We start from the raw sequence: 11,962 nt of genomic DNA on the forward strand, positions 1-11,962 counted from the left end.
AAGTATTGTCATGCAAAGTCTACGCTGCCGCATGCATTGCTATCAGCGTTCAGCTTGTTTATGATTTTCTGATACTTGCAACTCCGATAATAATCACAAAGAAGGATGTTTTATGGCAGGTCGACTACAACACAAGATCGCTCTTATTACCGGTGCCACCAGCGGTATTGGTGAAGCCACGGCTCGCGTCTTTGCCGCCCAGGGGGCGCAACTAGTGATCGCCGGCCGAACCGTCGACAAGGGCGAAGCGCTGGCCGCTGAGCTCAGCGACGAGTTTGGTGTCCGGGTCGTATTCAAGCGTACTGACATCATGCGGGAAGCCGATATCGCCGCGGCAGTCGACATCGCCATGACTGAGTTCGGCCGACTCGACTGCCTGTTTAACAACGCCGGCGCCGGCGAGCGCAGCAGCGCCGAGTCGGTGACCGAAGAAGACTTCGCCCGGGTCATGCGACTCCTTGTCGGCGCCCCGGTTTTTGGTATCAAACATGCCGCCCGTGTCATGAAACCCGCCGGTGGCGGCAGTATCATCAACAACGCCAGCATTGCCGCGCATCGCTATGCGCAGGGTGGGTATCTGTATTCAGGCGCCAAGGCGGCGGTTACCCACCTGACCCGTCTGGCCGGGGTAGAACTCGGCCCCTGGAATATTCGCGTCAATGCCATTTCCCCCGGCGCCATCGCAACCCCGATTTTCTGGGGCGGTTCGGCTCGTGCGCAAACGCTGAGCGATGCCGAGAATCAGGCCAAAATGGCCAAGCTTGAAGGCAACCTTGCCAACGCCACGCCCATTCCCCGCTCGGGCCTGGCGGAAGACATTGCCAATGCGGCATTGTTCCTGGCCAGTGATGACAGCAGCTATGTGAACAGCCACGACCTGGTCGTGGACGGCGGCCGCATCGCCATGTTCAATGAGAAGTCGTCGTGAAGCCGGCAACGCCGCTGTGGCGACCCTCGGCAGGTCGCATCGCCGATGCCGGCATCACCCGCTATCAGCAATGGCTGAAGGAAACCCGGGGCTTGTCGTTTGCACGCTACGATGACCTGTGGCAATGGTCTGTTACCGAGATAGAGACATTCTGGCAGACCATCTGGGACTATTGCGGCGTGATTTCACATTCGCCCTACGACCAGGTGCTGGTCGAGCGCACCATGCCCGGTGCGAGCTGGTTTGAAGGCGCAACGCTCAACTATGCCGAACACAGCCTGGCCCGCGCGCATATTGCCGTCGCCGCAGATCAGCCGGCCATCATTTTTCAATCCGAACTGGTGGAGCGTGCTGACGTTTCATGGCGCAGCCTTAACGGCCAGGTCGGGTCGATCGCTGCCACATTGAGGGCGCTTGGTCTGGAGCCCGGTGATCGCGCCGTAGCGTATATGCCCAACATACCCGAGACCGTGGCGGCGATGCTTGCGGTCACCAGCCAGGGCGGCATCTGGTCCTGCACCGCACCTGACATGGGCGCAGTGGGTGTGCTGGATCGCTTCCGGCAGATCGAACCCAAAGTCCTGTTTGCCATTGACGGTTATCGATACGGCGGCCGCGACTACGACCGGCGCGAAACCGTGCAACAGCTGGTGCGTCAACTCCCCAGTGTGGAAACCGTGATTTTCGTGCCGTATCTGGATCCTGCTGCCGAACTGACGCTGGCGTTTCCGGACACACCGGAGCGTCAGGTCAACGTTATTGATTTCAAGGCCGCATCCGGCCAGCCGCAACAGGTCGATTTTGTCGCCGTGCCGTTTTCCCATCCTCTGTGGATAGTGTATTCCTCCGGCACCACCGGCATGCCCAAACCCATCGTTCACGGCCACGGTGGCGTGGTCATCCAGAATCTCAAGGCCGGGCTGTTGCATGGCGACTCCCGACCCGGTGACCGCGCATTCTGGTTCACCTCAACCAACTGGATCATGTGGAACTCTGTGATAAATGGCCTGATGAATGGTGTCACCATCATGCTGTTTGATGGCAATCCCGGTTATCCCGACTGCACTACCCTGTGGCGGTATGCCGAGCGCGAGCGGGTCAATGCCTTTGGCACCAGTCCGGCATTCATTGCACTTTGCATGAAAGCCGGCATCAGTCCGGGCGAGCAATTCGATTTGAGCCCACTGCGCTCTATCGGCTGCACGGGATCCCCGCTGAGCGAAGAAGGTTACCGCTGGGTTTACTCTCATGTTAAAAGCGATGTCCGTCTCGGTTGTATTTCCGGTGGCACCGACCCCGGCGCCTGTTTTCTGACAACCTGTTCCATATTGCCGGTGTACGCCGGGGAGATGCAGTGTCGGGAAATGGGCGTGGCGACGCACGCCTTTGATGATGAAGGCAATTCCATTATAGATGAGGTAGGCGAACTGGTAGTTACCCAGCCCATGCCATCAATGCCCCTGTTCTTCTGGGGCGACACCGATGGCTCAAGGTATTACGAAAGTTACTTTGAGACCTTTGCAGACACCCGCCCCGGTGTCTGGTGTCACGGAGACTGGTTGCGGTTGATTCCTCGCGAAGAAGCAGTGACCGGCATTATTTATGGTCGCTCGGACTCCACCATCAACCGGCACGGCATCCGTATGGGTACCAGCGAAATCTACCGTGTCGTTGAAGAACATGACGATATTCTGGATTCGCTGGTAGTAGACCTGGAGTATCTGGATCGGCCATCGTATATGGTCCTGTTTGTGGTCCTGCGCACACCCGGCGTCACTGACGTGGTGCTTAGCGGCCCTGCCCCTGACGGCAAAATCGCGGGCGCTGCTTCCCGCGGCAAGGCGACGCCGCAGCAAACCGGTGTGCCCACTGCCCTGCGAAACGAGCTGCTGAATGCGATTCGCACGACCTTGTCATCACGGCATGTGCCCGACGAAGTATTTGCCATTCCGGCAGTGCCGCGCACGTTGTCCGGTAAAAAACTGGAAATTCCGGTCAAGAAAATATTGCTGGGCAAGGACATCAGCAAGTCGGTGAATCGCGACTCAATGGCGAACCCCGATGCCATCGACTGGTTTGTCGACTTTACAGCGGCTCGTGGCTGATCAGTTGTCTTCTGCGCGAGCCTGCTCAGCATACGCAGCATCACGCTGAATACCCTGAATATGCAGGTTGCGCATAAAGATATAAGGGTCTTCACTTTCTGCCGTAATATCAAGATAGGACTGGATCATGGGGCTGTAAAGCTGGAAATTATCAAACACCCGAATGACAGTGCCTTCCGGGTCATCAACCAGATACTCGATGGTGTTTAACGGCATCTCCAGCAACATGCCACCCACATTGCGCAGATTGGATGAGCCAATAAACGGCAGTACCAGGTAGGCGCCGTAACCTACCCCGTACTGTGCCATGGTGTCACCGGCGCTGGTTACCTGGCGCTCCATTTTCAGCCACGAGTCAGCCGGGTCGAATATACCGGCGATTCCCACGGTTGTGTTGACGACAAACCGGGCCAGGTCTTTCGCTGTCTGGTCCGGCTTGCCCTGGAACAGATGATTCAGGGCATAAATCGGCGTACGCAGGTTGTAGAAAAAATTGCCAATGCCGGCTTTGACAGGGTCAGGCGTCACATTCTGATAGGTTCTCGCTGCCGGCACCAGTACATAGCGATAGGAGACATCGTTGAAAGCAAACACGGCACGATTGAAACCAATCAGGGGATCGTTATAGCCGGCCACTGCCACCATGTCAGGGCCGAAGCGTTCAGAGTCGCTATTCGACCCGTCAGCCCGCTCGACGTTTGGCACCACATTGGGCTCAACATCGTCATCAACCGGTTGGCCGGCTTGCGCCCAGGTTTCTGATCCGGTCGCTAACAACAATAATGGCAACGCCAGATACAGGCTGCGTAATGTCTTCAATTCAATTCCCACTGTCATCTCCCTGCAGCCAGGCAAGCAGCACGCCCGGCTAATAGCCACTTCGGTGATTTAGTTTCCTGGTATAGCATTTCTCGAGCATACTCACAGTGCGGTCGCCGCACAAACGAATTCGACGGCAACACCCGCGTACCTGCTATCCTTGCCGCACCGGCGCTGCTTGGATAGAATTCGCCATTGCGCTAGATTCCACTCGTTACCACCTGCCGCAGGCCAGATACGCCATGGATGCCTTTTTAGTTTCAACCGGTCTGGTCACGCTGGCCGAAATGGGTGATCGCACCCAGTTATTGGCATTTTTGCTGGCCGCGCGTTATCGCAAACCGCTGCCTATCATTCTCGCTATTCTGCTGGCGACCATTGCCAACCATGCCTTTGCCGGCCTGATCGGTACCTGGCTGACCGCATTGATGGGACCACAGACGCTGCGCTGGGTGCTGGGTCTGTCGTTTATTGCCATGGCCGTCTGGGTGCTGATACCTGATGATCTGGACAACACCGAAACCCACGCATCGCGCTACGGCGTGTTCGGCGCCACGCTGGTGACCTTTTTTATCGCGGAGATGGGCGACAAAACACAGATCGCCACCGTCGCCCTGGCGGCGCAATATCAGAGTCTGCTTTGGGTGGTACTGGGCACCACGCTGGGCATGATGATCGCCAACGTGCCGGCCGTGTTTCTGGGCGACAGACTGGCGCACAAATTACCTATCAGGGCTATCCATGTCGTCGCTGCTGCCATCTTCCTGGCACTCGGCATTGCCACGTTGCTGGGCGCCGGAGGCGATTTCGGCCTTTCCCCCGGCGGGTGACCTGACCATGGCAAACGCCAACAGCTCCCTGCCCATTGATGCCATGCTGCCCGCGCTTCGCGCCAGCCTGCAGACAAATCCTCGTTGTGTGCTGGTGGCACAGCCCGGGGCCGGTAAAACCACGCGGGTGCCCTTGGCGCTGCTGGCAGACACACCCGCGAAGCAGCGCTGGCTATTGCTGGAACCACGCCGGGTCGCCGCCCGCCTGGCTGCCGGTTTCATGGCAGAACAACTCGGTGAGCGTGTCGGGCAAACAGTCGGCTACCGGGTACGCGGCGACAGCCAGGTCAGTGCGCAGACCCGTCTGGAGGTGGTAACGCAAGGCATTCTGACACGTATTCTGCAGGATGACCCGACACTGGACGGGATCGCCGGACTGATTTTCGATGAATTTCACGAACGCAGCCTGGATGCCGACCTGGGTCTGGCACTGGCACTGGATGTACAGCAAGGCCTGCGGCCGGATCTGCGGTTGCTGGTCATGTCGGCAACGCTGGACACGGATGCATTATTGCGAGTTCTGGGCGGTGACACGCCGGTGCTGGATTGTCCCGGTCAAAGCTGGCCGGTGGCCACGCACTACCGCCCGCCACCTGGCGGCAACAATCGCCGCGACGCTATCGTCATGCATCAGGCGAGTGTGATCAACGAAGCGCTCTCGGCCCATGACGGTGACGTGCTGGTATTTTTGCCGGGTCAGGCCGAAATCCGACGTCTGCAAGGCCAGCTGGCAACCGTATTGCGGGATATCGACGTGTGTCCTTTGCACGGGCAAATGCCGCTGGCCGAACAGCAGCAGGTACTTCGCGGCGCACATGACGGTGGCCAATCCAAACGGCGCCGGGTCATCCTCGCCACTGCCATCGCTGAATCCAGCGTCACCGTACCCGGTGTGCGCATTGTGATTGATGCCGGCCGCGAACGCGTACCCGTATTCCAGCCCCGCTCGGGGCTGTCGCGACTGGACACCCGCACTGTCAATCGCGCCAGCGCCGATCAGCGTCGCGGCCGGGCGGGCCGGGAGGGCCCCGGCTATTGTTACCGCTTGTGGTCGCAGGAGCAGGTGCTGACATCACACCGCGAACCGGAAATTTTGCAGAGCGATTTGGCATCGCTGGTATTTGAGCTGGCTCGCTGGGGTGTGACCGATGCCGGCGCCCTGAACTGGATGACACCACCGCCGGCAGCTGCGCTAAGCAGTTGCCGGCATCTGTTGCTGTCATTGGGTCTGCTGGACACCAACGCCAGACTGACGGTGCTCGGCCAGCGCTGCGCTGAATGGCCGACGCATCCGCGCTACGCATTGATGCTGGAAACCAGCCGTCGGCAACCCGGACTGGCCGCAACAGCGTGTTGGCTGGTGGCCTGGCTGGAAGAGCGCCCGGGCGAATCCGAACTGGATATGGCCCAGTGCCTGGCGCAGCGTCCCCGACAGGCCACCCGAGGTGCACCCGGACGCTGGCTCATGCTGGCGCGGCAGTGGGCACAACGGTTGCGCTGCCAGCTCGATGACGCCGACATCGAGGCGGCACCGACACTGCTGGCGCGCATTTTCCCTGAGCGTATTGCGCAGAATCAGGGTGACGCTCGTTTCAAACTCGCCAGCGGTGGTCAGGCCTTGTTGCCCGAAAGCCATGCGCTACGCAATCAACCCTTGATCGTTGCCATTGAGCTGGACGGTCAGGCCACCGCTGCCCGCATTTTCCACGCCATCGCCATCAGCCCTGATGCGCTTGTGCAGGCCTTGCCGGCAGTGGCCGAATGGCAAAACATCGCATACTGGGATGACAAGGCAGGACGCCTGGTGGCGGAGCAGCAACAGCAACTGGGTGACCTGGTGCTGGCGCGTCGTCAGGCCAGTAGCGCCGCAACCAGCCTGTCGCCAGCCATCGTCAGTCAGGCGTTGATAGACGCGCTGCGCCGGACCGGACGCCTGTCCTGGTCTGACGAAGACCTGGAGCTGCTTGGTCGCCTGCGTTTATTGCACAACACCTTGGGCGAACCGTGGCCTGATGTCAGCGATGACACTCTGATCGACACGCTGGAAACCTGGCTGGCTCCGCACCTGTCGGGCATTCGCCGGCTGGACCAGGTGCAGCGCCTGCCGCTGGCGCGGTTGTTGGTGCAAAGTCTTGACTGGGCTCTGCAAAGACAACTGGACGAGTTAACGCCCACTCACCTCAAGGTACCCAGCGGATCCAGCATCAAGCTGGACTACAGCGGCGATGAACCGGTGCTGGCGGTCAAACTGCAGGAAATGTTCGGCCAAACCGCCACGCCGGCCATCATTAACGGCCGGGTGCCGCTGCTGATTCACCTGCTCTCCCCTGCGCGGCGCCCGGTACAGGTGACCCGCGATCTGGCCGGATTCTGGGCCAACAGCTATTTTGACGTGCGCAAGGATCTGCGCGGTCGTTACCCCAAACATCCATGGCCGGATGATCCCCTGCAGGCACCGGCCACGCGTTTTACCAAACAGCGTTGATCGTCGCCACCATTACCAGCCCGGCCGGTACCAGCCCAGTCGGTTTACAAACCTAGCCGGTTGCGCAACTCATCTGCCGCGCTGCGGGCGGCATCTTCTGCCTGCTCCAGCTGCTGCTGCAACTCTTCAACGGCCTGACCGGCGTTATCACGCAATTGTGAGGCCGGGATATTGCCGAACGCAGCCGCCGCGTTGCGTGCCAATTGTGTCAGTAATGGCCTTGCGATCTGGCGCGCCAGCTCTGGCGGTGTACCTTCGACAGGCGGCAGGTTGATGTTGCCCAGATTGACATTAACGGGCGTCGACAACAGGTTGGATTGCAAGGTGCCTTGGATGCCACTGATCGTCACTGCCTCTATGCCGATGACCGGTTGCGGCCCCGGCGTGGGTTCGGCAGCCGTTTCCTGGGCCGGAAAGCGCGCCCGGACCACATCAATATTTGCCTGGGTACCCTGCAGTTCGTACAGCACATAGGGGTTTACCGTGCGAATACTGCTGATGCGGATAACCTCGGATCCGATACTGCCCAGATCAATAGCAACACTCAGTTCATCAAATCTCACCATATCCTGATTGCTGAAGCCTTCCGGGTTGGCGATGCTGAAACCCGAAAGCGTAGCGGTGCCTGCGGTCAGATCGATAGCCACGGAATCCACCCGGACGTCAGTGCCGAGCGCGTCAGTACCTGCGCTCTCGATACCATTTTTTACGATAGAGTCGAGGTTGCTGACGACATAAAACATGCCGGCACCAATCAACACTACCAGCACCAGCAATCCAATGAATAATTTTTTCATACGTCCAGCTCCTTGTATTCTTCGTAGAGTCAACACTATGAGTGCCAAGCACTTACATCGTCAAGATAGCTTTATTAGATCCCGGGAATCCATTAGCATGGTCAGCCCGAGTTGTCCCATTTCAGGAGAATAACAATGTGTGACCTCGATACGCTTGAAGAGAACAATGAGTTTTTGCGCAAGTCCGGTCAAATCAGCCGTCGCCAGTTCAATACCCTGACTGCCGGTGCAACCCTGGCCATGATGTTGCCGGCAGTGGCCAATGCCCAGGATGTTATCGAGTCTGACGTCATGATAGAGACGCCTGACGGCGTCGCCGATTGTTATTTTGTCCACCCTGCCAGCGGCAAACATCCTGCCGTGATCATGTGGCCCGATATTCTGGGCCTGCGCCCGGCGTTCCGTGAAATGGGCAAACGACTCGCCCAGTCCGGCTACTCGGTATTGGTCGTGCATCCGTTCTATCGCAATGCGCCATCGCCGGTGGTGCCCGAAGGCGCCAGTTTTGGTGACCCTGCTATCCGCGAAATTGTCATGCCCATGGCCCGGGCCCTGAACGCGGAAACGCACGTCACCGATGCCCGCACGTTTGTCGCCTGGGTTGACCAGCAGGCAGCCGTAGATACCAGCCGCAAGATCGGCACCATGGGCTACTGCATGGGCGGCCCCATCGTCATGAGAACCGCCGCAGCACTGCCCGAACGTATCGGTGCCGGCGGTTCCTTCCACGGCGGCGGCCTGGCAACTGACAGCCCTGACAGTCCACATCTGGGCATTCCCAATATGGATGCGCACATGCTGATTGCGGTCGCGGAGAATGACGACGAACGTGACCCGGAAACCAAGCACATTTTGCGCGCAGCGTTTGACGCGGCCAATGTGCCGGCTGAAATCGAGGTCTACGAAGACGCCATGCACGGCTGGTGCGTCATCGACTCAACGGTTTACCATCAGGAGCAGGCCGAGCGGGCGTGGGGACGCATGCTGGCCATTTTTGAAACCGCGCTGTAGTGCAAAACGCTTGAAAGCACGCGCTGCACACAGTGTTTTAACATAGACGTTAACGACAACAGAGGTATCTGATGAATAACAGGCAATCTTTCACCCACCGCCGTTTATGGTTGACGGCAGCGCTGTCCGGCGCCATATCGTTGCTGGCAGGGTCCGCCCTGGCGCAGCCCGGCGCCACCGGCCCGGCCGAACACGCCGATGTCACTCCCATCAATAACCTGCCCAATCCGTATGAAACCATCCGCGACTGGGGCACCTTGCCGGACGGCCGTAGCTGGGGTTCAGTGAGCGCTGTGCACGTTGATGTGGACGGTGTTCACATCTGGGCCGGTGATCGCTGCGGCGCCAACTCATGCGCCCTGTCCGATGTAGACCCCATCGTGAAACTGGATCCAGAAGGAAATGTGGTACAGAGCTTTGGTGCCGGACAGATTTTGTGGCCCCATGGCATGGAAGTGGACCATGAAGGTAATATCTGGGTGGCCGACGCTCGCTCGGCCAATGCTCAGGAGCTGGCCCAGAACCCGGACGCGTACGGTGGTCACCAGGTCGTGAAATTCAGCCCGCAGGGCGAAGTGTTAATGGTACTGGGCACGCCGGGTGAAGCGGGCGACCTGCCCACTCATTTCACCGAGCCCAATGACGTACTGGTAGCGCCCGACGGCCATATTTTTGTCTCGGAAACGCACAGCGCGCAGTTCCGTGACGAAGACGGCCCGACCTCCATGAGTCGAATTTCCAAGTTCGCGCCGGATGGCACTTTTGTGACAAGCTGGGGCAGCTGGGGTTACGATGACGGCGAGATGCGATCCCCGCACGCGCTGGCAATGGACTCACAGGGACGCCTGTTTGTTGCCGACCGCGGCAACCGTCGAATCCAGATTTTCGATCAGGAAGGCACGCACCTGGATACCTGGTATCAGTTCAGCCGCATCAGTGGTCTGTTTATCGACGATAACGATGTGCTGTATGCCATTGACTCGGAGTCAGACAGCAACTACAACCCGGGCTGGCGTAAAGGTATGCGTATCGGCAGCGCCCGCACGGGCGAGGTGTGGTACTACATTCCCGAGCACAACTCCGAGCGTCCCACCGGTATGGGTGGCATCGGCGCCATGGGCGAAGGCGTGACCGTGGATAGCGCGGGCAATATCTATGCGGGCGAAGTAGGCCCGGTGCAGGGCATGACCAAGTTCATCCCGAGACTGTTGCCAGACAACTTTCCTTCGCATTGATACAGCTGTCGTTTTCAGCGCCCGCTGATAACGGCTTACGGTGACGCTGAACCGGGTGTGGCAACCGCCACTCTCAGTTCAGCAGATCCAGAATCACCGGCAGCATCGACAGCACCAGCAAACCTGCCATCAGGTAATTGAAACGCCGCAGCCACTGCGGATCCGCCAGCAATTTCTGTAACCCGACCCCGAACAGCAACCAGGTCAACGCGCTGGGCACCGCTGCCGTGATAAAAATCATCGCCATGTTAAGCACTTGCTGATTCATGCTGCCTGCCGTGGTAGTGAATGCAGCAATGGCACCGGTCGCCATGACCCAGGCCTTGGGATTGACCCACTGAAACGCCGCTGCCTGCAGAAAAGTCAGTGGCTTGATGTCCCTGACCTGCTCCGGCTGGCCGCTGCGGGCAATACGCCAGGCCAGATACAACAGGTAAATGATACCCACCACCGAGATCAGGGTATGCACTTGCGGATAACGCTGGAATACAGCGCCCAGACCCAGGCCAATGCCGACGAACATGGCCGGAAATCCGATACAGACACCCAGCAACAAAGGTACACTGCGGCGGATGCCAAAATTGACACCCGAGCTCATCAGCATGACATTATTGGGACCCGGGGTGATCGCTGCCGACAACGCGAACAAAAAAACCGATATCATGAATTGTGTAGTGATAGGGAAATACCTGAGTTCTAGTAAACTGTTGGACAGTCTGTCACTAAATCATTTGCCGCGGGTAGTATACTCGCTGCCCCTGTTTAAGGAGAAACACTCATGAAACTATCCATGCTTGCCGGCGCCTTCGCGCTGACCTTCACCACGTTGACCAGCGCACAGGATTTCACCGCTGGCGTGCCTCTGGGCACGGTCAATGAAGCCGGCGAACCCACTCCGATGTCGTCGAACGTCAAGGTATACGGCAGTTTCCGTTTCGCCGAGAGTTGCACTTTCGACCCCGAGCGCAACCTGATTCTGGCCATGAATGCCGGCGTACCCCAGGTCATGGAAGAAAATGACGGTTACGTTTCGCTGATCAATCCTGACGGATCAGTGCATACCGCCAAATGGATCGGTAGCAGCCGCGACGGCCTGACTTTGAACCAACCCCTGGGCAGTGCCGTGCGCGATGGCGTGTTGTACGTTGCCGACACTGATACTGTGCGCACGTTCAATCTCGCCAGTGGCCAGCCGCTGGCCTCACACTCAGTCGCCGATGCGGGCGCCAATGGCCTCAATGGCATTGCGGTTGCCGCCGACGGGACCATCTATGCCTCCAATACCCGTGATCCCCAGCGCGTCTATCGCGTCAGCCCTGACGGTGCGGCGTCCGTGTTTATCGATGGGTCGCCGCTGATATTGCCTAACGGTGTTGCGGTGGATAACGATGGCAATGTGGTAGTTATCAATATCGGTAATAACCATGTTATGACCTTCAACACTGATGGTGAGTTGATCAATACCGAATACGCGGCAGAAAGTGGCAACGACGGCATCATTGTCACTGAAGACGGCACCCAGTATGTCAGCAGCGTGCGTTATGGCAGCATTTCAAGGATTGTGCCGGGTGGTGAGGCCGAGGTGATTGCGGAAGGCATTCCGAGTGCGGCGTCGATCTGTTATGACTCGGTGCAGAATCAGATTGTGATTCCGATGAATAACAATAATGCGCTGGGGTTTCTGCCGTTGGATTGATTGGGCGACTTGTCAGCGGTTTAACTGCAGGGTCGGTGCATGGAAACTTAGAGGGG

Annotated in this window: 10 protein-coding genes; 7 read left to right on the forward strand and 3 right to left on the reverse strand. The window is 58.6% G+C overall.

Annotated elements, in window-relative coordinates; genetic code table 11:
* Positions 1–112 precede the first annotated feature (112 nt).
* Both ENH71_RS05975 and ENH71_RS05980 read left to right on the forward strand, forming a co-directional pair.
* Entirely contained in the window at positions 113–928 is an 816-nt protein-coding gene (locus tag ENH71_RS05975; RefSeq protein ID WP_294135838.1) for an SDR family NAD(P)-dependent oxidoreductase, read from the forward strand.
* Positions 925–3,033 (forward strand): acetoacetate--CoA ligase, encoded by a 2,109-nt coding sequence (locus ENH71_RS05980; RefSeq protein WP_294135835.1) that lies wholly within the window; start codon positions 925–927, stop codon positions 3,031–3,033. The genes ENH71_RS05975 and ENH71_RS05980 overlap by 4 nt, the downstream gene beginning before the upstream one ends.
* On the opposite strand, the gene ENH71_RS05985 is transcribed toward ENH71_RS05980, so the two are convergent.
* The gene (locus ENH71_RS05985; protein ID WP_294135833.1) at positions 3,034–3,864 is read right to left on the reverse strand and encodes an MlaA family lipoprotein; all 831 of its coding nucleotides are present in this window, start codon (positions 3,862–3,864) and stop codon (positions 3,034–3,036) included.
* A gap of 230 nt (positions 3,865–4,094) precedes the next feature.
* Between ENH71_RS05985 and ENH71_RS05990 the strand changes: the two genes are divergently transcribed.
* Entirely contained in the window at positions 4,095–4,682 is a 588-nt protein-coding gene (locus ENH71_RS05990; RefSeq protein WP_294135831.1) for a TMEM165/GDT1 family protein, read from the forward strand.
* Between the two features lie 7 nt (positions 4,683–4,689).
* The gene (gene hrpB / locus ENH71_RS05995) at positions 4,690–7,167 is read left to right on the forward strand and encodes an ATP-dependent helicase HrpB (RefSeq protein WP_294135829.1); all 2,478 of its coding nucleotides are present in this window, start codon (positions 4,690–4,692) and stop codon (positions 7,165–7,167) included.
* A gap of 44 nt (positions 7,168–7,211) precedes the next feature.
* Here the strand turns inward: hrpB and ENH71_RS06000 are convergent, their stop codons facing one another.
* Positions 7,212–7,964, reverse strand: coding sequence for an AsmA family protein (locus ENH71_RS06000; RefSeq protein WP_294135826.1), 753 nt, complete (start codon positions 7,962–7,964; stop codon positions 7,212–7,214).
* Between the two features lie 135 nt (positions 7,965–8,099).
* On the opposite strand from ENH71_RS06000, the gene ENH71_RS06005 reads away from it, so the two are divergent.
* Both ENH71_RS06005 and ENH71_RS06010 read left to right on the forward strand, forming a co-directional pair.
* Positions 8,100–8,975: a dienelactone hydrolase family protein gene (locus ENH71_RS06005; protein WP_294137631.1), complete on the forward strand. Its 876-nt coding sequence runs from the start codon at positions 8,100–8,102 to the stop codon at positions 8,973–8,975.
* Between the two features lie 71 nt (positions 8,976–9,046).
* Positions 9,047–10,210 carry a peptidyl-alpha-hydroxyglycine alpha-amidating lyase family protein gene (locus ENH71_RS06010; RefSeq protein WP_294136154.1) on the forward strand — a complete coding sequence of 388 codons (1,164 nt, stop codon included), beginning with the start codon at positions 9,047–9,049 and terminating at the stop codon, positions 10,208–10,210.
* Positions 10,211–10,283: 73 nt separating this feature from the next.
* On the opposite strand, the gene ENH71_RS06015 is transcribed toward ENH71_RS06010, so the two are convergent.
* Entirely contained in the window at positions 10,284–10,874 is a 591-nt protein-coding gene (locus ENH71_RS06015) for a LysE family translocator (protein ID WP_294136156.1), read from the reverse strand.
* Positions 10,875–10,988: 114 nt separating this feature from the next.
* On the opposite strand from ENH71_RS06015, the gene ENH71_RS06020 reads away from it, so the two are divergent.
* Complete coding sequence (locus ENH71_RS06020) at positions 10,989–11,906, forward strand: SMP-30/gluconolactonase/LRE family protein (protein ID WP_294136158.1); 918 nt, start codon at positions 10,989–10,991, stop codon at positions 11,904–11,906.
* Positions 11,907–11,962 lie beyond the last annotated feature (56 nt).

The organism is Pseudohongiella sp., assembly GCF_011050365.1.
Classification (GTDB): domain Bacteria; phylum Pseudomonadota; class Gammaproteobacteria; order Pseudomonadales; family Pseudohongiellaceae; genus Pseudohongiella.